Origin of the sequence: Citrobacter sp. Cf087 (genome assembly GCF_030334285.1) — a bacterium.
Lineage (GTDB): Bacteria > Pseudomonadota > Gammaproteobacteria > Enterobacterales > Enterobacteriaceae > Citrobacter > Citrobacter freundii.
This window is the reverse complement of the sequence record NZ_JAOWED010000031.1, coordinates 131,205-153,974: the sequence shown is the minus strand read 5'-3', so window position 1 is coordinate 153,974 and position 22,770 is coordinate 131,205. Positions and strand designations below refer to the sequence as shown.

Here is a 22,770-nt window from a genome sequence, read left to right as displayed (position 1 = left end):
TGGCGCGGGTAACCATTCTACTGAGCCGCACATTATCACCTCAGTCAACGGCACAAACTTTGAAGGTCCCCAAACTCTCACCATTCAAAGAAAGAATTTGTTATCAATTTATAACAGCCATGTTACCTGCTTAATCCAGCAATACCATGCTTGTCTGCTATGCTTTTTGCTGACAACGCCCGCAATTTTCCCAAAAGTGTGAATCACAACACGCATCTAACACTTTACTTTTCAAGGAGTATTTCCTATGACCCGTAAAGAGCTTGCCAATGCCATTCGTGCGCTGAGTATGGATGCCGTCCAAAAAGCTAACTCCGGCCACCCAGGAGCACCAATGGGGATGGCCGATATCGCCGAAGTGCTGTGGAACGATTTTCTACGCCATAACCCGACCGATCCCACCTGGTACGATCGTGACCGGTTTATTCTGTCCAACGGCCACGCCTCAATGCTGCTTTACAGCCTATTGCATCTTTCCGGTTACGACCTGCCGATCGAAGAATTAAAGAACTTCCGTCAGCTCCATTCGAAGACGCCAGGTCACCCGGAAATTGGCTACACGCCGGGCGTGGAAACCACCACCGGACCGCTGGGCCAGGGTTTGGCCAACGCCGTCGGCATGGCCATTGCCGAGCGCACGCTGGCAGCGCAGTTTAACCAGCCGGACCATGAGATTGTTAACCACTTTACCTGGGTCTTTATGGGCGACGGCTGTCTGATGGAGGGTATTTCACACGAGGCTTGTTCGCTGGCGGGCACACTGGGGCTTGGCAAACTCATCGGCTTCTACGATCACAACGGCATCTCAATTGATGGCGAAACCGAAGGATGGTTTACCGACGATACTGCAAAACGCTTTGAGGCTTACCACTGGCATGTAGTGCACGATATTGACGGTCATGACCCTGAGGCGGTGAAAAAAGCCATTCAGGAAGCGCAAAGCGTTACCGATAAACCGTCGCTGATTATCTGCCGCACGGTGATTGGTTTTGGCTCACCGAATAAAGCCGGGAAAGAGGAAGCGCACGGCGCTGCGCTGGGCGAAGAAGAGGTGGCGCTGACCCGGCAGAAACTGGGGTGGCATCATCCTGCTTTTGAAATCCCCAAAGAGATTTACCGGGCGTGGGACGCACGCGAGAAAGGCGAAAAAGCGCAACAGGGCTGGAAGGAAAAATTCGCAGCTTACGAACAAGCCTACCCAGAACTGGCGGCAGAGTTTACTCGCCGGATGAGCGGCGGACTGCCTAAGGAGTGGGAAGCAACAACCCAGAAATATATTACCGACCTGCAAGCCAACCCAGCCAAAATAGCCACCCGTAAAGCTTCGCAAAATACCCTGAACGCCTATGGGCCGATACTGCCAGAACTGCTCGGCGGCTCGGCGGATCTGGCACCCAGCAACCTGACCATCTGGAAAGGCTCCTCCTCTCTTAAAGAGGATCATGCAGGAAACTACATCCACTACGGCGTGCGGGAATTTGGCATGACCGCCATTGCCAATGGTATCGCGCACCACGGGGGCTTCGTACCTTACACTGCCACGTTCCTGATGTTTGTTGAATATGCTCGTAATGCCGCGCGCATGGCGGCGCTGATGAAAGCCCGACAAATCATGGTTTATACCCACGACTCGATTGGCCTGGGGGAAGATGGTCCCACGCACCAGGCCGTCGAACAACTCGCCAGCCTACGCCTGACACCTAATTTCAGTACCTGGCGACCGTGCGATCAGGTTGAGGCGGCAGTAGGCTGGAAGCTAGCGGTCGAACGCCATGACGGGCCAACGGCGCTGATCCTCTCGCGGCAGAATCTGGCGCAGGTTGAGCGCACACCTGAGCAGGTGCAGCAAATTGCCCGCGGCGGCTATGTGCTGAAGGACGGCGGCGGTAAGCCGGATGTTATCCTGATTGCTACCGGTTCAGAAATGGAAATCACACTGCTGGCAGCGGAAAAACTGACCGGCGAAGGCCGTAACGTACGTGTAGTTTCTCTGCCTTCAACCGATATCTTCGACGCCCAGGATGAGGCGTACCGGGAGTCGGTCCTGCCGGCAAACGTCAGCGCGCGCGTGGCGGTAGAAGCCGGTATTGCCGACTACTGGTACAAATATGTTGGGCTGAAAGGGGCGATTGTTGGGATGACGGGCTATGGGGAGTCGGCACCGGCAGACAAGCTGTTCCCGTTCTTCGGCTTTACGGTAGATAACATCGTCGACAAAGCACACAAGGTGCTTAACGTGTGATCCACAGTGTGGGCCAGGCATCTGGCCCATGCCAGTTATCACAACTTGGCTCCTGGGCATAGCGCACCAGGCGAAAACGCTGACCATCGTAGCGCCAGCGGGTCTGGATACCGCAATCTGCCAACCCTCGTCCTTTAGCGAGGGTAACCAGCTCCCGCGACTTTTCGTCAAACGTAGCGTTGGTCAGCTCCATATCGCGACTTTCCGCATCCGTTTTAAAAGGCAGGCTTAACCGTACCGCGCGTGAAGTCAGCGGGGTTGTACGTGAAACCACCCACGCCAGATCGATAGTGTTATACGCTCCGGCCTCACAGCCAATCATCAGCAGCGCTTTATCATCCGTTAGGGCCGTGACGCGCATCTCGCGACGCAGCGGATCGATAGAGCAACGAATACCGTTGATTCGCCAGTTACCATAGTCCAGCAGTTCACTGCGCTCTTGCTGTGTGAGAGGCGTTGGTGTTGGGTTAATGACCGCTACGCCTTTCAGCGCGGGGGCAGGAGGTACACTGAGCGGAGGCTCGTCACCTTTTTCGATCCATGCGGTTTCGCTGCCAACCCGTTTTTGCTGGGCATCGATAAACAACAATGCGGCTTTTAGCCCGACCAGCGAAAGATTTTGCGCACCTTTTTGCAGGGTAATCGCCTTCGCGTCCTGTACGGTTTGTAAAAATGCGCTAATGGTGGCGGGATCATCGGTCATCAGTTGCCATGGGGTAACACGCCAGTGCTCGCCGCTCAGCGAGAGCGGCACACCATCCAACAACAGACGCGGCGCAATATCGCTCTCTTTGACGTTGGACGATTCCAGCCCGCCCAGCTCAATACGCAACACGGCGTCAGTATGTGCCCCGGCGCTGCGGCTCAAGGTCATGACCAGGCCGTGGTGCTCTCCGGTATTGCGCGCCACACAAAAATTTTGGTTATTACACGTCACCTGCCAGTCAGAAAACGCCTGTTGCGCGGGCGCAGCCCAGAGCAATCGGGCTGGTAGCAACCCAAGCAGGAAAAGGAGAATAACGCGATAGCGCATGGACGGTACAACCCCGAAGTCAAAACACACAGCCTAAGCGGTATCTTCCTTGCGCGACTGATGTGGCTCAATAAGAATTGTCGGATTGGCCGTAAATTTGTAAAGAAATATAAATCCCACGCATTAGTCCATGAGATGCGACGACTGCAAATAGTTCAACAATAGCACCGTTTTACCGTCACGGATCTCACCCGTTTTGATCATTTCCAGCGCCTGTGTGAACGGCAGTTCCAGAACTTCAATATCTTCATCTTCCACACCGCCACCAGCGTTTGCTCGCTGGCTGTCACTGTATTGTGCAATGAAGAAGTGGATTATTTCCGTCACGCCGCCCGGCGACATGTATAACTCAAACAGTTTGCGCACTTCGCCCACTTCAAAGCCGGTCTCTTCAATGGCCTCTTTGCGAATGCATGCTTCCGGTTCGTCGTTATCCAACAGCCCGGCGCAGGTTTCAATCAGTTGACCATCTTCATTACCGTTGACCCAGGTGGCGACGCGGAACTGGCGAATTAAGACCACCGTTTTCTTCTCCGGGTTATACAGCAGGATTGTGGCACCGTTACCGCGATCGTAAACCTCGCGTTTATGACGAATCACCTCCCCAGTGCTACGGGTCAGGTCATAAGTGATATTGCGCAGGATGAAGTAGTTATCGGAGAGGACTTTATCTTTGATGAGGGTAATTTTTTGCGACATACCGGCTCCACAGCAAGAAGTGAGAAATAATACTACGCCGTGAAACCGGGTTTGTCTTGGAACAATGTAGGCCTGATAAGCAAAGCGCCATCAGGCATTCATGCGGCACATTGCCGGATGGCAACGCTAACGCGTTTTATCCGGCCTGGACGCCGATTAGTGAGATTTGACTGATTTTACGCCCAGCCAGTCGACGATCCCCTGGGCGGCGTGCCGCCCCTCCGCCATGGCCGTCACCACCAGATCCGCACCGCGTACCGCGTCGCCACCGGCAAAGATTTTCGGGTTACTGGTTTGGTAGCGGTATGCGCTTTCAACATCGGCGGCAATGCGCCCCCAGTTATCGACCTTAACGCCATGCGACTCCAGCCACGGCATGCCGTGTGGGTGAAAACCAAACGCCATGATCACCGCATCTGCGGGCATCACAAACTCACTCCCGGCGATGGGAACAGGGCGACGACGCCCCTGCGCATCAGGTTCGCCAAGTTGGGTACGTAAGAAACGCACGCCGCTGACTCGCCCATCGGCATGCAACACCAGCTCAACCGGCTGGACGTTAAACTCGAAGTTTGCCCCCTCTTCCCGGGCGTTCTTCACCTCTTTTTTCGAACCCGGCATGTTGGCTTCATCACGACGATAGGCGCAGGTCACCTGGCTTGCACCGTGGCGCAGCGCGGTACGTACACAGTCCATGGCCGTATCGCCTCCGCCCAGAACCACCACGTTCAGTCCGGCGGTATCGATAAACGGTTCTTCAGGCAACTCATCCAGCCCCATCACCTGCTTGGTGTTGGCAATCAGGAACGGCAGCGCATCATATACGCCTGGCGCGTCTTCATTTGGCAGGTCCGCCTTCATGGAACGATAGGTTCCCACCCCCACGAACACGGCATCGTAATCCTCCAGCAACTTTTCAAGTGCGACGTCTTTACCCACTTCACAGTTAAGTTCGAAATGAATCCCCATAGCGCTGAAGATTTCACGGCGACGCGTCAGCAGCGATTTGTCCAGTTTGAAGGCCGGAATACCGAACGTCAGCAAACCGCCAATTTCAGGATGGCGATCGTAAACGGTGGCACTGATACCGCTACGCGCCAACACATCCGCGCAGGCCAGACCCGCCGGACCCGCGCCAATAATGGCAACACGCTTGTCCACTTTCTGCACATGGCTTAAGTCCGGTCGCCACCCTTTACTCAGCGCCCGATCGGAGATGTAACGCTCAATATTACCGATGGTGACTGCGCCTTGCTCACTACGCACCGTGCATGCCCCTTCGCAGAGTCGATCCTGCGGGCATACACGCCCGGTCACCTCCGGCAAGCAGTTGGTTTGATGTGAAAGCTCAACCGCGGCATCGATGTTTCCGGCTTTGACCAGCTCAATCCACTGCGGAATGTGGTTATGCAACGGACAGGTCCATTCGCAAATACTGTGGTCGCCGCATTTCAGGCAGCGAGAGGCTTCCCGCTCCGCCTGTGCCGTACGAAACGGCAGATAGATCTCTTCAAAGCTGGTTTTCCGGGCATCAATCGCCAGTTTATCCGGTTCACCACGCGCAGGCGTCGCCTGCATTTGCTCACGTTTGGTGATGACATGTGGAACAAAATCGGTAGTACTGGCGTGCCATGGCTGGCTTTCCAGACTTGCGGTACGCAGCCTGCGCGCTTTTGACAGACCGGTAAGCGAATTTTCCGTCACCAACTGTAACGCCTGCGCCGGGCAGTTCTCTACGCAGGCGGGCCCCTGCTCACGCCCCTGGCACAGATCGCATTTGTGCGCGGTGGCTTTCACCTTCCCTTTGGCGACGGGAGTGAGTACGATCTGCATCGTGCCGAAAGGACAGGCAACGACGCACGATTTACAGCCAATGCACTTTTGCGGGTTCACCTGAACGCTGTCGTTATCATGGCTAATTGCCCCATTTGGGCAACTTCTGGCGCAGGGTGCATCTTCGCAGTGGTGACAGGTCACCGCGCTGCGCTGCTGCTGATGTTTAATGACGGTAATTCGGGGCTGAAAATGCCGTTGGCTCAGGACATGCTGTTCGCCATTGTGAGCCATGACGCAGGCGACCTCACAGGCATGGCATCCCAGGCACTGCTGGCTATTGACCATAATAAAACGATTCATGGCTTCCTTCTTTTTTGGTTGCAAAAACCTTATTCTTTATAAGAGTGTTATTAACCGACACGGAAGGAAGCGGCAATGTTCATTTGCCCAGGAAGCACAACTATTTATGCAGAACCTGTGGCAGATCAATTTATTTCATCGCATATGAAATTGTGTTTCAGTTACCATCCAGTTTCATGGCGTTTTATTAACCTTTATCAAATACACCGCATCGTTCACGCTGTTTTCAGGCGCGACGTGTATTGTGTGAGGATGCACAAGTGACGGTAAAGCGTCCGGTCTCGGCCAGTCTGGCTAAAGCTTTTTTCTACATAGTGCTGCTGTCAATTCTCTCAACAGGTATTGCGCTGCTCACGCTGACCAGCAGCTTGCGAGATGCCGAAGCCATCAACGTTGCTGGCTCATTGCGCATGCAAAGCTACCGTCTGGGTTACGATCTGCAAAGCCAGAGCCCGCAGCTTAACGCCCACCGCCAGCTTTTCCAGCAGGCGCTAAACGCACCAGCATTACAGAATCTGAATGCGTGGTATGTGCCACAAGCGGTAAAAAGCCGCTATGGACGTCTGCATGCTAACTGGCTGGAAATGAATGCCCGCCTGATCGACGGCGATTTAAAATGGTACCAGGCCAATATCAACAACTACGTCGATCAAATCGATCTCTTCGTGCTGGCGTTGCAACATTATGCCGAGCGTAAAGTCATGCTGGTATTTGGCATCTCGCTGGCTGGCGGGATCGGCATATTCACCCTCGTCTTCTTTACCCTGCGGCGCATTCGCCAGCAGGTAGTGCGTCCGCTGAATAAACTGGTGATGGCCAGTCAGCAAATTGAACACGGTCAGTTTAATATCCCACCGCTGGATACCGGTTTGCCCAATGAACTGGGGTTGCTGGGCAAAACGTTTAGCCAGATGTCGAGTGAATTACACAAGCTGTATCGCTCGCTGGAAGCGTCTGTTGCCGAGAAAACTCACGATCTCCATGAAGCCAATCGCCGTCTGGAGGTGTTGTATCAGTGCTCCCAGGCGTTAAATACCAGCCAGATTGACGTGCACTGCTTCCGCCATATTTTACAGATCGTCCGCGAACATGACGCCGCGTATTTCCTTGAGCTCACCGTCGGTGATAACTGGCGGATTAGCGAAGGGACTAAAAGCCTGGAGCTGCCGATGCAGATCCTGCCGGTCACTATGCAGGAAACCGTCTACGGCGAACTGCACTGGCAAAGTCCAAACGTCAATGCTTCTACTCCGCTGCTTAACAGCGTTTCCTCAATGCTGGGACGCGGGTTGTACTTCAACCAGGCACAAAAACATTTTCAGCAACTGTTGTTAATGGAGGAGCGAGCGACGATTGCACGCGAACTGCACGACTCGCTGGCACAGGTGCTCTCTTATTTACGCATTCAGTTGACGCTGCTGAAGCGTTCAATTCCGGAAGATAACGCCCCAGCGCAAAGCATCATGGCGGATTTCTCCCAGGCGCTGAACGATGCCTACCGTCAGCTACGCGAACTGCTCACCACCTTCCGTCTGACCTTACAACAGGCAGACTTACCCTCCGCCCTGCATGAAATGCTGGAAACGCTGCAAAATCAAACCTCAGCTAAACTCACACTCGACTGTCGGTTACCCACGCTGGCGTTGGATGCGCAAATGCAAGTGCACCTGTTGCAGATCATCCGCGAAGCGGTGCTGAACGCCATTAAGCATGCCAGTGCGAGCGAAATTGCCGTCAGTTGCGTAACGGCTCCGGACGGCAACCACACGGTTTATATCCGCGATAACGGCATCGGCATTGGCGAGCCGCATGAGCCTACAGGGCACTATGGACTAAATATTATGCGTGAGCGGGCGGAAAGACTAAGCGGCACGTTGACCTTCTCTCAACCTTCCGGAGGAGGAACGTTGGTAAGCATCAGTTTCCGATCGGCTGAATCAGACAGTTATCTAACGTAAAGAACCACAAAGCGCCGTCGGGTCTGGATCCTGGCCTGACGGCGTTGGCACGAAAGGTATGCTGTAAACGGGCATGATAATTTACATTATCTTCTTTTTTTCTCCACGTTTGACCCGTACCTTGCCGCTAAAGTGAAGCAAGCCATACCCATAACGATACGCAGAAACACGAGGTCCTCTTTTAATGGCGAATTTTTTCATCGATCGCCCCATTTTTGCTTGGGTGTTAGCTATCCTGTTGTGCCTGACAGGAGCCCTGGCTATTTTTTCACTACCCGTTGAGCAATATCCCGATCTGGCGCCGCCAAACGTACGGGTCACCGCCAACTATCCTGGCGCCTCGGCTCAGACTCTGGAAAACACCGTCACCCAGGTGATCGAGCAGAACATGACCGGTCTCGATAACCTGATGTACATGTCGTCACAGAGCAGCGGGACAGGTCAGGCATCAGTTACGCTGAGCTTTGTCGCCGGAACCGATCCTGACGAGGCCGTCCAGCAGGTGCAAAACCAGCTGCAATCGGCAATGCGTAAACTGCCGCAGGCGGTACAGGATCAGGGGGTCACGGTGCGTAAGACCGGGGACACCAATATTCTGACAATCGCCTTTGTCTCCACCGATGGCTCAATGGATAAGCAGGACATCGCCGACTATGTCGCCAGTAACATTCAGGATCCGCTCAGCCGTATTAACGGCGTGGGGGATATTGACGCTTACGGCTCACAGTACTCCATGCGTATCTGGCTTGACCCGGCCAAACTGAACAGTTTCCAGATGACCGCTAAAGATGTGACCGACGCTATCGAGTCACAGAATGCGCAGATTGCGGTCGGACAACTTGGCGGTACGCCTTCGGTGGACAAGCAGGCGCTGAACGCGACGATCAACGCCCAGTCGCTACTGCAGACTCCGGATGAATTCCGCGCCATTACTCTACGTGTCAACCAGGATGGATCAGAAGTTAAACTGGGTGATGTGGCGACGGTCGAAATGGGGGCCGAGAAGTACGACTACCTCAGCCGGTTTAACGGCAACCCGGCTTCCGGTCTGGGCGTGAAACTGGCTTCAGGCGCCAATGAAATGGCGACGGCGGAACTGGTGCTCAACAGCCTTGACGAACTGTCACAGTATTTTCCACATGGGCTGGAATATAAGGTGGCATATGAAACCACCTCCTTTGTCAAAGCCTCAATCATCGACGTGGTAAAAACCCTGCTGGAAGCGATCGCGCTGGTATTCCTCGTGATGTACCTGTTCCTGCAAAACTTCCGCGCCACGCTGATTCCCACCATCGCCGTTCCCGTCGTCCTGATGGGTACCTTCTCCGTGCTTTACGCCTTTGGCTATAGCGTTAACACCTTGACGATGTTTGCGATGGTGCTGGCGATCGGCCTGCTGGTCGATGACGCCATAGTGGTAGTGGAAAACGTCGAGCGTATTATGAGTGAGGAAGGGCTCACACCGCGGGAAGCGACGCGGAAATCGATGGGGCAAATCCAGGGCGCGCTGGTTGGTATTGCCATGGTGCTGTCGGCGGTGTTTATCCCGATGGCCTTCTTCGGCGGCACTACCGGGGCTATTTACCGCCAGTTCTCGATTACTATCGTCTCCGCAATGGTGCTGTCTGTTCTGGTGGCGATGATCCTCACTCCTGCTCTGTGCGCCACCCTGCTCAAACCGCTGCATAAGGGCGAGCATCACGGACAAACCGGTTTCTTCGGCTGGTTTAACCGAATGTTTAATCGCAACGCCGAGCGCTACGAAAAAGGCGTTGCCAGGATCCTGCACCGCAGCCTGCGCTGGATACTGATCTACGGCCTGCTGCTCGGCGGAATGGTTTTCCTGTTCCTGCGCCTGCCAACCTCCTTCCTGCCGCTGGAAGACCGCGGCATGTTTACCACCTCGGTACAGCTGCCCAGCGGCTCCACACAGCAGCAAACATTGAAAGTGGTTGAGGAAGTAGAGAAGTATTACTTCACCCATGAGAAAGACAACATTATGTCGGTCTTTTCTACGGTCGGTTCAGGCCCTGGCGGGAACGGTCAAAACGTGGCGCGTATGTTTGTCCGTTTAAAAGACTGGGATGAGCGCGACACCACCACCGGAACCTCTTTCGCCATCATTGAACGTGCGACCAAAGCTTTTAATAAGATTAAAGAAGCCCGCGTCTTCGCCAGTAGCCCTCCGGCTATCAGTGGCCTCGGAAGCTCTGCCGGTTTCGATATGGAGCTGCAGGATCACGCTGGTGCGGGGCATGACGCGTTAATGGCCGCGCGCGACAAGCTGATTGAGCTGGCCGGGAAGGATTCTTCCCTGACCCGCGTTCGTCATAACGGTCTGGACGACAGCCCGCAGTTGCAAATTGATATCGATCAGCGCAAAGCCCAGGCACTGGGCGTTTCCATCGACGACATCAACGATACATTGCAAACGGCCTGGGGTTCCAGCTACGTCAATGACTTTATGGACCGCGGTCGCGTGAAGAAGGTTTACGTACAGGCGGCAGCAAAATATCGCATGCTCCCTGACGACATCAATTTGTGGTACGTCCGTAATAACAACGGTGGCATGGTGCCTTTCTCGGCCTTTGCCACGTCGCGTTGGGAAACCGGTTCACCGCGTCTGGAACGCTACAACGGCTACTCCGCGGTCGAGATTGTCGGAGAAGCCGCGCCCGGCGTCAGTACCGGTACAGCGATGGACATAATGGAATCGCTGGTGCGCCAGTTGCCGACCGGATTCGGCCTCGAATGGACTGCGATGTCTTATCAGGAACGGCTGTCGGGTTCTCAGGCCCCCGCCCTGTACGCCATTTCTCTGCTGGTGGTATTCCTGTGTCTGGCGGCCCTGTATGAAAGCTGGTCAGTTCCCTTCTCCGTCATGCTGGTTGTGCCGCTGGGGGTCATTGGTGCTCTGCTGGCGACCTGGATGCGCGGTCTGGAAAACGACGTGTACTTCCAGGTCGGGTTACTTACCGTTATCGGGCTATCGGCGAAGAACGCAATCTTGATTGTTGAATTCGCCAATGAGATGAACGAGAAAGGACACGATCTGCTCGATGCCACGCTCCACGCCTGTCGCCAGCGCTTGCGTCCGATTCTGATGACCTCGCTGGCGTTTATCTTTGGGGTTCTGCCGATGACCATCAGCAGTGGCGCAGGTTCTGGCGGTCAACATGCGGTGGGGACAGGCGTAATGGGTGGAATGATTTCAGCCACTATCCTGGCGATTTACTTCGTGCCCCTGTTCTTTGTGCTGGTACGCAGACGCTTCCCGTTGAAACCGCGCCCGGAATAATCGGGCACAAAAAAGGCGACTTACGTTGAGTCGCCTTTTTTTATCCTTTACAGGATATGAATTTCTTCCAGAAAATTATTTACGAAGCATCACTTCGATAAAGTCTTTCCAGTTCCCCAGTTCACGTTCAATCATAACAACCTCTCTTATTATTATGAGCATTCTACAAAATCATCATCATCAAAAGAAGAACATTTAACCGATGGTTGTGATTACATCCTCCCTTGTTTGGGGTTTATGTGATCACTATGCGCCATACCCATAAATTTTATGTGACTTACTGCAATATTTTGAAATATTCATACATCATCTACTACTTTTGCAATTCTGATGGAAAAACAGGCTGATGCAAACAGGCAGATTCTGATTTTTAGTTATACGGTATTTTTGGAGCTTTCAGGAATCATTATTCACTGTTGTTCAACAATGTTATATTTTTCTATAACGATTGAATGACAATATGTATTATTCATTGCCACATAATAAAAGAATAAATATTCAAATTACGTCAATAAGGATTCAAATGATCACCCTCTACGGCATTAAGAATTGCGACACGATTAAAAAAGCCAGACGCTGGTTGGAAGCACAAGGTATTGATTATCGCTTTCATGATTATCGCGTCGACGGTCTTGACAATACGCTATTACAGTCCTTTATCAGCGAATTAGGTTGGGAAGCGCTGCTCAATACACGTGGAACCACCTGGCGTAAACTCGATGAATCCACGCGCAGTCAAATCACCGATGCGGCTTCCGCCGCCGCATTGATGATTGAAATGCCAGCAATTATCAAACGCCCATTGCTCTGCGCGCCGGGTAAGCCTATGCTGCTTGGTTTCAGTGAATCCAGTTATACTCTGTTTTTTAATGAGGTGTAGTCTATGTCGTGCCCGGTTATTGAGCTGACACAGCAGCTTATTCGCCGTCCTTCCCTGAGCCCGGATGATGCCGGGTGCCAGGCGTTAATGATTGAACGCCTGCGCGCGGTAGGTTTTACCGTTGAGCGTATGGATTTTGGTGACACACAGAATTTTTGGGCATGGCGCGGTAAAGGTGAGACCCTGGCATTTGCCGGTCACACCGACGTAGTGCCCGCCGGCGATGTCGATCGTTGGATCAATCCACCGTTCGAACCGACCATTCGCGATGGCATGCTGTTCGGGCGTGGCGCTGCCGATATGAAAGGCTCACTGGCAGCGATGGTCGTGGCCGCAGAGCGTTTTGTCGCCCAGCATCCAAACCATCAGGGTCGTCTGGCATTTTTGATAACGTCCGACGAAGAAGCCAGCGCCAAAAACGGCACCGTAAAGGTGGTTGAAGCACTGATGGCGCGTAATGAGCGACTGGATTATTGTCTGGTTGGCGAGCCGTCCAGCACGGAAATCGTTGGCGACGTAGTCAAGAATGGACGTCGTGGTTCACTGACCTGCAACCTGACCATTCATGGCGTGCAGGGGCACGTAGCCTATCCGCATCTGGCCGATAATCCGGTACACCGCGCGGCGCCAATGCTCAACGAACTGGTGGCGATTGAGTGGGACCAGGGTAACGAGTTCTTCCCAGCGACCAGCATGCAGATTGCCAATATTCAGGCAGGTACCGGCAGCAACAACGTTATCCCCGGAGAACTGTTTATCCAGTTCAACTTCCGTTTCAGCACTGAGCTGACCGATGAGATGATTAAAGCACGGGTTCACGCGCTGCTGGAGAAACATCAGTTGCGCTATACCGTCGACTGGTGGCTTTCCGGTCAGCCGTTCCTGACTGAACGCGGTAAACTGGTGGATGCAGTAGTGAACGCCATTGAGCACTATAATGAGATTAAACCGCAGTTACTGACTACAGGCGGGACGTCCGACGGGCGCTTTATTGCCCGCATGGGGGCACAGGTAGTCGAACTTGGGCCGGTCAACGCCACTATTCATAAAATAAATGAATGTGTTAATGCCGCCGACCTGCAGCTGCTTGCCCGTATGTATCAACGTATCATGGAGCAACTCGTCGCCTGATGAGTGTTCCTGCAAGAGGAAAAATACATGGACTGGCTAGCAAAATATTGGTGGATTCTGGTGTTGGTGTTTCTGGTAGGCGTGCTGCTTAACGTTATCAAAGATCTCAAGCGCGTCGATCCAAAGAAATATCTGGCCAACAAACCGGAGCTTCCCCCGCATCGTGACTTTAACGATAAATGGGATGACGACGACGATTGGCCGAACAAGGATCAACCGAAGAAATAATTTCCAGGCCGATAAGTCACGTAGGCCCGGTAAGCGTTAGCGCCACCGGGCGTTAAGTGCCGGATGGCAACGCTTCGCGTTTTATCCGGCCTACGGTTATCAATCAGATCATCTCAATCACATCATCATCGTGAGGCTTACCACCGCTCAGCGCTTCATCAAAATAGTGCTTCGGTACGGTAAAACGCAGATGATCGAGCGCAAACTGCATGCTGCGTTCATCAATGGCGTGCCCCAGATTTTCGACGATATCCAGCGTCACATCCCCACCCGCAGCAATTAATGCCTCCTGCGCGGCAACGGCATGGGAGAGCTCTATCACCCGGTCTTCACCACCGTGAATCAAATGCACCGTCGTTGCGGTAGTTGCAACCTCCGGTAAGGTGGCATAGCGACCATTGAAGGCAATGACCCGCGACGCCAGCCCCGGCTCGGCTTTGATGCTCTCAAGCGACATAATCGAACCCTGAGAAAAACCAATCAGCGCGGTGGCCTGCGGTGAAACACCGCTTTGTTTCTGCCAGTAGCGCACGGTTTCGATAAACACCGGCATAATCGCGTCGATACGCGCCTGGCGGTTCTCTTCCGTTACGCCCTGTACCGAAAACCACTGACGTCCGGAAGTCGTACCGTAAGGCTCTGCCCCGCCAATGCTGACGATTAACGCATCCGGAAACAGCGGCGCAAACCAGGAGCCAATTTCACCCATGGCAACCGGGTTATCGCCGACGCCATGAAACAGCAGCAGTAGCTGTTGAGCGGGTTTATCGGGACTTTGAACAACAAAATGGTCATGTTTCATGGCGATCTCCTTAACTGATGAGAATCATTCTACGCCGCTTAACCGCAATGACCATGCCAGGAAATTGAAGATGTTAGTGAAAAAATTGCCATTGCATAATGCGATTATGTAGCCGCTGTTCACGTTCAGCATCCAGCTGATTTAACGCTTGTGCCACTTCGGCGCGCTGAACGACCAGCAGCGCTTTACGACCTGAGATCTTCAGCTGTTGGCACAATTCGGCGTCGCTGCGTTTAGCCTGTATACATCCGCGCAATGCCGGAAGAGGTAATTCACTGTGCTCAAGCAGACGACTCAGACAGCCTAGTGACGTTAATAATGGCCGATGCGCGAAGGCAAACCCAGCCAGCTCAGCCCAGTCATCCTCATTAAGCGTAGTCTCTTTCAGCGGGACCAGCGGAATGCTCTCATCGTTCCATCGCGCAAGGATTTCCGCGTCACGCCGCAAATGCTGGTGCTCCCGCTCGGCAAGGCGCTTTCCCGCTTCGCTGATGGGCAGCAACGCCATGGCGGTATAACAGCCGCTGCTGGCTTCCCGGTGATTTCCCATTCGCACCAGCACAAAACCGCAGCGCTGCCAGAAACGCCATAGTTCAGCCGTATACCCAAAACTGACCGAGAGATAGTCACACGATGTGGAATAGTGGTGGGCCAGCACAATCAGCTGTTGCCCAATACCTTCTCTTTGGCGCGCAGGATGAACCGCAATTCGACTGACTCGTCTCCCGACGAGCGTCGCCGCCAACGGGTCACCACCGTGCGCCGCCAGCGACTGTGCAACCAGATTCCCCCTCGGTCGACGATATCCGGCCCAGACGGCCTGGCTTAATTCTGCGGATAGTCCCCCTTCATCGACCAGCCAGACAGCACCCGCCACTGAGTCAGCGGTTGATGCCTGAAGAAAATGCTGACCAGGCGCGTCCATCATTCGCCGCAGGTCTAATGGCGAGGTGCGATAATGCGCTCCGGAGAGCAACTGGTATACCGCTAACGGCAGCGCCGGGCTAGCATCCCAGGACTGTTGCTCAAATGCCGAGAAGTGAAGCTCCCCCAATGGGGCATGCGTGAACGTTTCATCATCAAACACCAGCGCATCGCTGACAATTTGCTCCAGCGGACATCCCTGCGCCCAGCGTACGGGTTGTTGCAACTCATAGCGTCGAAGATTGGGGAAGCGGGCGCAGAATTTCAGCAAGAAGCCTCTACCCGTTCCCTCGTAGCCTTGTACTGTAGTGGTTAACAGCGTACGAGGAAAACGCGCCACCAGTTGGTGTAGCAGCGGCGCGGGGATCGCGGCGGCTTCATCCACAATCAGCCAGTCTGCGGTTTCAGAACTGCTTAATAGTGCATCCGGCGCCATAAAGCGGTAACGCTCTGCAGCAAATTGTGCCAGCACATCCGTTGCAGCTTTGGCAGGTGCGGTCACAATCGCAGTGCCGTTAATCCGCGCTATGAGTTGCCCTGCCAGAGCGGATTTGCCCCGACCCCGTGCGGCCGTCACCGCAACCACACCGGGAGACATAGCCAGCAAATGATTTAATATCATCGCCTGTTCTGGTTGGGGTTCGCCGGTTGCCGCGAGCCAGGCTGCGCGAGCAGGAAAGTGCGGACAGGAAACCGGCTGATGCTGCTGCCAGTGCAGAGCCTGTCTATCGAGGGAAATCACCCGTTTGACGTGCTCAACAAAGTGCGGTGTGGGAATGGGCTCAGCACAATCGCTCCAGCGTAGTGAATCCACGTCCGGATGCGTGTGCCAGGAATGCCAGGGTGGGGTCAGCAAAACCAGCCAACTGCCGGCAAGCAGTGTACCGCTTAAGGCGGCAAACGCCGCAGCGTCAAATCCCTGCCCGGCGTCGAAGACTGCATGACGAAACTCGCGCCCCAGTAACGTTTGCAGCGCCTGCGGCGTACAGTTCGGTTCAGCCGGGGCATTCGCCCCTACCCACAACCAGTCGCCGGGTAATATGTCGCGTATCGCTAACGCCTGCCCCTGACACCAGTTCTCCTCGCCGCTGATAATCAGCAAACGACGGATCCCCTCACGAGCCATCTGTTCGGTTAACGCGTTCAGCGCCGTGTTATCGGACATCCCTGCCTCTGTATCTTAAATACCTTTACCAAAAGTATTACATTGTCCCGGATCGCCGCTATCAAAACCGCGTTTGAACCAGGTAAAACGCTGTTCAGAGGTTCCGTGAGTAAAGCTGTCCGGTACGACGCGTCCTTGCCCCTGCTGTTGCAGACGATCGTCACCAATGGCCTGTGCGGCGTTTAGTGCCTCTTCCAGGTCACCAGACTCCAGCACGCCCTGCTGCTGCATGCTGTGGCCCCAGACACCGGCAAAGCAGTCCGCCTGCAGTTCCATACGAACGGAAAGACGGTTCACTTCTGCCTGTGAAGCATTTTGTTGCATCTGGCGAACTTTCGGTTCAATACCCAGCAGTTTCTGCACGTGGTGACCCACTTCATGGGCGATAACATAGCCCTGCGCAAAATCACCATCAGCGCCCAGCTTGTTTTTCATGTCATCATAGAATGAAAGGTCGATATATACCGTACCATCTGCCGGACAATAAAACGGCCCCATCACGGACTGGCCCGCGCCGCAGCCGGTGCGCGTCGCACCCCGGTACATCACCAGCTTCGGCTGTTGGTAGGTGCGGCCCATTTTTTCAAACTGCTGTCCCCAGGTATCTTCTGTTGTAGCCAGAATCACCGAGGTAAATTTTGCCGCTTCATCATCGTTTGGGCTGATGGAGCGTGATGATTGTTGTTGGGAGACCGGCTGGCCGGTCATTAATCCGGTGAGATCCACGCCATAATAACCCGCCACCAGCACCACAATCAGCAGGATGATACCGCCTTTACCACTGGGCAGACGAAAACCAAGCCCACCCATAGAGGGGCCGCCGCCAGAGCTGTTTCGTCTGTCTTCCACGTTGTCACTTTCACGACGCCCTTGCCAGCGCATAATCACCTCAACTTTTTATTCATTATGATGATGATCGTAGGCGGTTCGGAACAGGATTACCATAAGAAATAGTAATCAAATCAGGTGGGGTTAATGAGCCGGAGAGCGATCGCCGGCTCAGGGGAAGATTAGTCTAACTTCACACCCAGGCGATGCGCGACGGCTTCATAGGCTTCGATCAGGCCGCCCAGACTCTGGCGGAAGCGATCTTTGTCCATTTTATCCAGCGTTTCTTTGTCCCACAGGCGGCTACCGTCCGGTGAGAATTCATCACCCAGGACGACTTCACCTTTATACAAACCAAACTCAAGTTTGAAGTCGACCAGAATCAGACCAGCATCATCAAACATCTTTTTCAGCACGTCGTTAGCTTTGTAGGTCAGCTCTTTCATACGTGCCAGATTCTCTTTGCTCACCCAACCAAAAGTTTCGCAATAGGAATCGTTAATCATTGGATCGTGCATAGCATCGTTTTTCAGGAACAGATCAAACAGCGGCGGATTCAGTTCAATACCTTCCTCAACGCCTAAACGCTTAACCAGAGAGCCTGCTGCGCGGTTACGTACCACACATTCAACCGGTACCATATCCAGCTTTTTCACCAGACATTCGGTATCAGAAAGCAGTCGCTCCATCTGGGTAGGAATACCCGCTTCTTGCAGTTTAGTCATAATGAAATGGTTGAATTTGTTGTTCACCATGCCTTTACGGTCAAACTGTTCAATGCGCGCGCCATCCCCTGCTGACGTATCATTGCGGAATTCGAGCACCAACAGGTCCGGGTTTTCCGTGCTGTATACGGTCTTCGCTTTACCACGATACAACTCAGCTTGCTTTTGCATCTTTATTACTCCTGGGTGTGAATTAACGATAAATATTGCGTTTTTCTGCCGACGCACACGTTTGCGTATCATATCAGAAAAAAAGGGCTGGAGTTATCCAGCCCTTTATTTTTACTTACTGAACGCTGCCTGGAAGACAGCGACCAGCGCGTCGTTCTGGCTTTGCGTCAGGGTATGCCCCTTCGGATCGATAAACTGCAAGCTACTGCGGTTGTCTAAATCACCGACCTGCAGTTTATAGTCGCCGGATACCAGACCTGGGTCACTTGCGCCCAGCTCCTGCCAGCTGCTATCAGACAGAGGTTTATAGGTCACCGCGATGCTACCCTGAGAACGGGTGCTGTCGGTTACCTTCATCCCCACTTTCTCAAGCGCTGCTGGCAAACGCTGCCACACCACGTTGAACGGCCCGCGTACCACCAGCATTGGTAAACCGGTGTCATCGGCTGCGCTCTGAACGTCCATGGTGGCTGCAGAGCGATTCTGCGCGGCATTCGCGGCGTCGGTGGCGTTCTTATCCAGACCAGCAGAGATAACGTTCATCATCTCAGCGCTGTAACGCTGCATTGATGCCGCATCGGCTACGGGTTTACCCGCCTGCTCGAGGTTAACCAGTTTCACCGTTACCGCTTGCTGATAGCCCTGCGGTTTAACCGAGATTTGATAACGTCCACGGTACTGCTCGTCTTCATCCAGACGGTTCCAGTCAACCCAGTCGGTGGTCAGCGTCTGGCTGGCATCATCACGTTTGGTGATCGTGTAGTTTTTAGACTGAATGACGCTCACGACCTGCGGCCACAGCGTGTTGCCACGACCATTTTCCACCAGCAACGTTGAGGTATCGCCTGCGATTTGCGTGCGAGCGCCAGTGACTAACGCTAACGGCTGAGCCGGTGGACGAATATCCAGCGCTTTACCCACGGCACCACTGCCGTTGGTTACCGGGATATTATAGTCGCCCGACATAACCGGCAAAATCATCCCAACTGGAGCATGAAGCTCAGCAAGCGGTGCGGCCTCCAGATAGGATTCATCACCGCTCACCTGGCGCTTATAGCGCGAGTCAGAGCTACAGGCCGCGAGCAACATAACAAGCGAAACACCCGCAACCTTGGCCAGGCGCGACTTTTGTACTGAGTAAGCCATCAAATCTCCCTAAACTTTACAGCAAACCGGCATGCTTAAGCGCCGCTTTGACGATTTCACGAGCATTGTCCGTGATTGGCGTCATCGGCAGACGTAGCGTATCGGTCGCCACAAGTCCCAACTCCTTACACGCCCATTTCACGGGAATAGGATTGGGTTCGACAAATAGTTTGTTGTGTAACGGCATCAGACGCTGGTTAATCACCCGCGCCTCGGCAAATTGCCCGGCTGCCGCCAGTTTGCACATTTCAGCCATATCACGTGCCGCAACGTTAGACGTTACGGAAATCACGCCATGACCACCGAGCTGCATAAAATCCAGTCCGGTCGCGTCATCACCGCTGAGCAGAATAAAGTCGTCCGAAACCAGCTCTTTGATCTGGTGAACGCGACTTAAGTTCCCCGTGGCCTCTTTAATAGCGATAATATTTTTAACTTTCGCCAGACGACCAACGGTTTCCGGCAGCATATCGCAGCCAGTACGGGACGGCACATTATACAGAATTTGCGGCAGGTCAGTATGCTCAGCGATGGCTTTGAAATGCTGGAACAAACCTTCCTGGGTTGGGCGGTTGTAGTAAGGCGTCACCGTCAGGCAGCCAACAACACCGCTGTCGTTGAAACGCTGCGTCAGACTAATGGCTTCCGCGGTCGCATTGGCGCCGGTTCCGGCAATAACCGGAATACGCCCGTCAGCCAGCTCCAGCGTCATCATCACCACATCGCCATGTTCATCATGACTCAGGGTGGCGGACTCACCGGTGGTGCCAACAGAAACGATCGCCGAGGTGCCGCTGGCGACATGATAATCAATCAGTTTTTTCAGGCTCGACCGGCAGACTTTACCTTTCTCATCCATCGGCGTAACAAGCGCGACAATACTTCCCGTGAACATGGGCCATCCTCTGTGCAAACAAGTGTCTCAATGGTACGTTTGGTACGACAATAAAAGCAAGCGACCAGAGCCGTTCTGATTGTTGTATGCATGTTTTTTTTATGCTTTCCTTATGATTACCTCACCGCTCAAAGGAAGAACAGGTTTGACATCGTCATCGCAACACTATCTGGTCATTACTGCGCTGGGTGCCGACCGCCCAGGAATTGTGAACACCATCACACGTCATGTCAGCAGTTGCGGCTGTAACATCGAAGACAGCCGACTGGCCATGCTGGGTGATGAGTTCACGTTTATCATGTTGCTGTCGGGCACCTGGAATGCCATCACCCTGATTGAATCAACCCTGCCATTAAAAGGCGCAGAGCTGGATTTACTCATTGTGATGAAGCGCACGACCGCGCGCCCTCGTCCGGCGATGCCTGCTACGGTATGGGTGCAGGTCGATGTCCCTGATTCTCCCCATTTGATTGAACGCTTCACCGCACTGTTTGACAGCCACCAAATGAATATTGCGGAACTGGTTTCACGCACGCAACCGGCTGAGAATGGAAAGGCGGCGCAGTTGTTTATTCAAATTACCGCACATAGTCCTGCGTCACATGATTCGGCAAATATTGAAGATGCGTTTAAAGCACTCTGTACAGAACTCAATGCGCAAGGCAGTATTAACGTCGTCAATTACTCACAGCATGATGAACAGGATGGAGTTAAGTAATGAACCCACTGAAAGCCGGTGATATCGCACCGAAATTTAGCTTGCCGGATCAAGACGGAGAACAAGTAAATTTAACCGACTTCCAGGGACAGCGTGTTCTGGTTTATTTTTACCCGAAAGCCATGACACCCGGCTGTACCGTACAGGCCTGCGGCTTGCGCGATAACATGGATGAGTTAAAAAAAGCTGGTGTTGAAGTGCTGGGGATCAGCACCGACAAACCAGAGAAGCTTTCCCGATTCGCGGAGAAAGAAGTCCTGAATTTCACGCTCCTGTCCGATGAAGATCATCAGGTTTGCGAGCAGTTCGGCGTCTGGGGTGAGAAATCATTTATGGGCAAAACCTACGATGGCATCCACCGCATCAGCTTCCTGATTGATGCCGAAGGCAAAATTGAGCACGTGTTCGATGACTTCAAAACCAGCAATCACCACGACGTGGTACTGAACTGGCTGAAAGAGAACGCCTGATTTACGTTTTGCTGGAAAAAGCCTGATGGCGCTTCGCTTATCAGGCCTACGCAGCTTATTAATATTGCGAAACTTGTAGGCCGGGTAAGGCGTAGCCGCCACCCGGCATAAACGTAAATCTGTACTTTTCAGGCTGACATCCGCATAAGCGTTTATTCAAACGTCCCTTTTACGCTGGCTTTCTTCTCTCTGACCACGGCTTTTCCCTTCGCCCAAAGGTGATTAACCTCCAACGCATCGTTAAGCACCAGAATGTCCGCATCGCATCCCACCGCCAGGCGCCCCTTATGTTCGAGCCCCAAAAATTCTGCAACCGTACTCGTCAGCGGACAGAGCGCCTGTTCCAGCGGTATGGCATGAACTTTCACCAACTGGCGCACCGTTTCAGCCAGTGATTCAAACCCCGCGACACCGATACCGATGAGATTACCTAACTCATCAAATTCCGGCTGGCTGCCGTTGCCATCCGAGCTAAGCGTAATGCGCGACAGTGGCACGTTCTGCCGCAGCGCCGTGGCGATAGCCGTGGCGGGGTCGACGGGCTCCTCAATGCTGCTGGTAATGTCGATATAACCGCCTTTACGGGCATACTCCAGCGCCGCCTGGAACAACGGTTCCGCACGGTTAACGTGTGTCGGCAACAGTTTAGTAATCGGCACATCGCAGCAGTTGAGGATCTGGTACAACGGTTCCAGCATGCGCGGGCTATCGCCCATATGGAATACACTGATCCCCGGTTTGCGTCCTAACAATCCACCGACGCGCGACTGCGCTGCCATGTTTGCCAGCACCGAGGTATCTGGGGCTGAGGAACGATGGTCCGAAATCGCACATTTCACGCCAATGATTTTATCGATCAGCGCCACGTCACGATCGATGCTGCCGGTGATCGTCGGGGAAGGCAGAGAATACGCCCCAGTAAGCATCCATGCGCTGATGCCTTCAAACTCCAGCGCGCGGGTTTTTGCCAGCAGCGATTCCGGATGACGGGTAATGCCATCGGTACCCAGCAAACCCACCACCGAAGTTACACCAGCTTCAACCAGGCGTGACAAGCGCACTTCCGGCGTGCGGGTATGCGGCCCTGCTTCCCCGCCTCCGCCAATCAGATGGACGTGTTGATCGATAAATCCTGGGCACACAATCGCGCCGTCAAGATTGATACACTCGCAACCGGGAAAGTCTTCAGGAGAAATTGACGGGGCGATGGCAACAATTTTACTGCCGGAGACCAGTATATCCTGTCGCCCTAAATCTTCCGGTGCGTACACGTGTCCCTGCTGGAACAACGTCAAATTAAGAATTGAACAGTTCATAACCT

General features: G+C 53.6%; 19 protein-coding genes. 8 read left to right on the top strand and 11 right to left on the bottom strand.

Annotated elements, in window-relative coordinates:
* The first annotated feature begins 247 nt into the window (after positions 1-247).
* Positions 248-2,242 carry a transketolase gene (gene tkt, locus OGV57_RS17290; RefSeq protein WP_054528638.1) on the top strand — a complete coding sequence of 665 codons (1,995 nt, stop codon included), beginning with the start codon at positions 248-250 and terminating at the stop codon, positions 2,240-2,242.
* Here the strand turns inward: tkt and OGV57_RS17285 are convergent.
* The 3 genes from OGV57_RS17285 to aegA all read right to left on the bottom strand — a co-directional run bounded on the left by OGV57_RS17285 (position 2,232) and on the right by aegA (position 6,110).
* A complete protein-coding gene (locus tag OGV57_RS17285) occupies positions 2,232-3,275 on the bottom strand; it encodes a DUF1176 domain-containing protein (RefSeq protein ID WP_003838515.1) in 1,044 nt (347 codons plus the stop codon). The two genes, tkt and OGV57_RS17285, sit on opposite strands and share 11 nt — an antisense overlap.
* A 123-nt stretch (positions 3,276-3,398) precedes the next feature.
* Positions 3,399-3,974 (bottom strand): GDP-mannose pyrophosphatase NudK, encoded by a 576-nt coding sequence (gene nudK / locus OGV57_RS17280; protein ID WP_003838513.1) that lies wholly within the window; start codon positions 3,972-3,974, stop codon positions 3,399-3,401.
* Positions 3,975-4,130: 156 nt separating this feature from the next.
* Complete coding sequence (aegA, locus tag OGV57_RS17275) at positions 4,131-6,110, bottom strand: formate-dependent uric acid utilization protein AegA (protein ID WP_054528639.1); 1,980 nt, start codon at positions 6,108-6,110, stop codon at positions 4,131-4,133.
* A 260-nt stretch (positions 6,111-6,370) separates the two neighbouring features.
* Between aegA and narQ the strand changes: the two genes are divergently transcribed.
* Positions 6,371-8,068, top strand: coding sequence for a nitrate/nitrite two-component system sensor histidine kinase NarQ (gene narQ, locus OGV57_RS17270; protein WP_046670135.1), 1,698 nt, complete (start codon positions 6,371-6,373; stop codon positions 8,066-8,068).
* A 184-nt stretch (positions 8,069-8,252) separates the two neighbouring features.
* Positions 8,253-11,366, top strand: coding sequence for a multidrug efflux RND transporter permease AcrD (gene acrD / locus OGV57_RS17265; protein ID WP_054528640.1), 3,114 nt, complete (start codon positions 8,253-8,255; stop codon positions 11,364-11,366).
* A 75-nt stretch (positions 11,367-11,441) separates the two neighbouring features.
* Here the strand turns inward: acrD and ypfM are convergent, their stop codons facing one another.
* On the bottom strand, positions 11,442-11,501 hold the full coding sequence (gene ypfM / locus OGV57_RS17260) for a protein YpfM (protein WP_001386977.1): 60 nt from the start codon (positions 11,499-11,501) through the stop codon (positions 11,442-11,444).
* Positions 11,502-11,889: 388 nt separating this feature from the next.
* Here ypfM and OGV57_RS17255 point away from each other — a divergent pair, with 388 nt between their 5' ends.
* From OGV57_RS17255 to OGV57_RS17245, 3 genes are read left to right on the top strand one after another with little or no spacing between them, the layout of a single operon-like run.
* Positions 11,890-12,246, top strand: a complete 357-nt coding sequence (locus OGV57_RS17255) for an ArsC family reductase (protein WP_003835078.1) — start codon at positions 11,890-11,892, stop codon at positions 12,244-12,246.
* A 3-nt stretch (positions 12,247-12,249) separates the two neighbouring features.
* Entirely contained in the window at positions 12,250-13,377 is a 1,128-nt protein-coding gene (dapE, locus tag OGV57_RS17250; protein WP_003037976.1) for a succinyl-diaminopimelate desuccinylase, read from the top strand.
* A gap of 27 nt (positions 13,378-13,404) precedes the next feature.
* Positions 13,405-13,605, top strand: coding sequence for a membrane protein (locus tag OGV57_RS17245; RefSeq protein ID WP_003037974.1), 201 nt, complete (start codon positions 13,405-13,407; stop codon positions 13,603-13,605).
* Positions 13,606-13,708: 103 nt separating this feature from the next.
* Here OGV57_RS17245 and ypfH read toward each other — a convergent pair whose 3' ends face one another.
* The 6 genes from ypfH to dapA all read right to left on the bottom strand — a co-directional run bounded on the left by ypfH (position 13,709) and on the right by dapA (position 20,261).
* Positions 13,709-14,407 (bottom strand): esterase, encoded by a 699-nt coding sequence (gene ypfH / locus OGV57_RS17240; protein ID WP_003037972.1) that lies wholly within the window; start codon positions 14,405-14,407, stop codon positions 13,709-13,711.
* Between the two features lie 73 nt (positions 14,408-14,480).
* Positions 14,481-16,496: a tRNA(Met) cytidine acetyltransferase TmcA gene (locus tag OGV57_RS17235; protein ID WP_054528641.1), complete on the bottom strand. Its 2,016-nt coding sequence runs from the start codon at positions 16,494-16,496 to the stop codon at positions 14,481-14,483.
* 15 nt (positions 16,497-16,511) lie between these two features.
* Positions 16,512-17,378 (bottom strand): KPN_02809 family neutral zinc metallopeptidase, encoded by an 867-nt coding sequence (gene ypfJ, locus OGV57_RS17230; RefSeq protein WP_286531468.1) that lies wholly within the window; start codon positions 17,376-17,378, stop codon positions 16,512-16,514.
* 128 nt (positions 17,379-17,506) lie between these two features.
* Positions 17,507-18,220, bottom strand: a complete 714-nt coding sequence (gene purC / locus OGV57_RS17225) for a phosphoribosylaminoimidazolesuccinocarboxamide synthase (protein ID WP_003037964.1) — start codon at positions 18,218-18,220, stop codon at positions 17,507-17,509.
* 111 nt (positions 18,221-18,331) lie between these two features.
* On the bottom strand, positions 18,332-19,366 hold the full coding sequence (gene bamC, locus OGV57_RS17220; RefSeq protein ID WP_054528642.1) for an outer membrane protein assembly factor BamC: 1,035 nt from the start codon (positions 19,364-19,366) through the stop codon (positions 18,332-18,334).
* A gap of 16 nt (positions 19,367-19,382) precedes the next feature.
* Complete coding sequence (dapA, locus tag OGV57_RS17215) at positions 19,383-20,261, bottom strand: 4-hydroxy-tetrahydrodipicolinate synthase (RefSeq protein WP_003037957.1); 879 nt, start codon at positions 20,259-20,261, stop codon at positions 19,383-19,385.
* A gap of 145 nt (positions 20,262-20,406) precedes the next feature.
* Between dapA and OGV57_RS17210 the strand changes: the two genes are divergently transcribed.
* Positions 20,407-20,979: a glycine cleavage system transcriptional repressor gene (locus OGV57_RS17210; RefSeq protein WP_003037954.1), complete on the top strand. Its 573-nt coding sequence runs from the start codon at positions 20,407-20,409 to the stop codon at positions 20,977-20,979.
* Positions 20,979-21,449, top strand: a complete 471-nt coding sequence (gene bcp, locus OGV57_RS17205) for a thioredoxin-dependent thiol peroxidase (RefSeq protein WP_003037951.1) — start codon at positions 20,979-20,981, stop codon at positions 21,447-21,449. The genes OGV57_RS17210 and bcp overlap by 1 nt, the downstream gene beginning before the upstream one ends.
* A 152-nt stretch (positions 21,450-21,601) precedes the next feature.
* On the opposite strand, the gene iadA is transcribed toward bcp, so the two are convergent.
* The gene (gene iadA / locus OGV57_RS17200; protein WP_016150747.1) at positions 21,602-22,765 is read right to left on the bottom strand and encodes a beta-aspartyl-peptidase; all 1,164 of its coding nucleotides are present in this window, start codon (positions 22,763-22,765) and stop codon (positions 21,602-21,604) included.
* Positions 22,766-22,770: the final 5 nt, after the last annotated feature.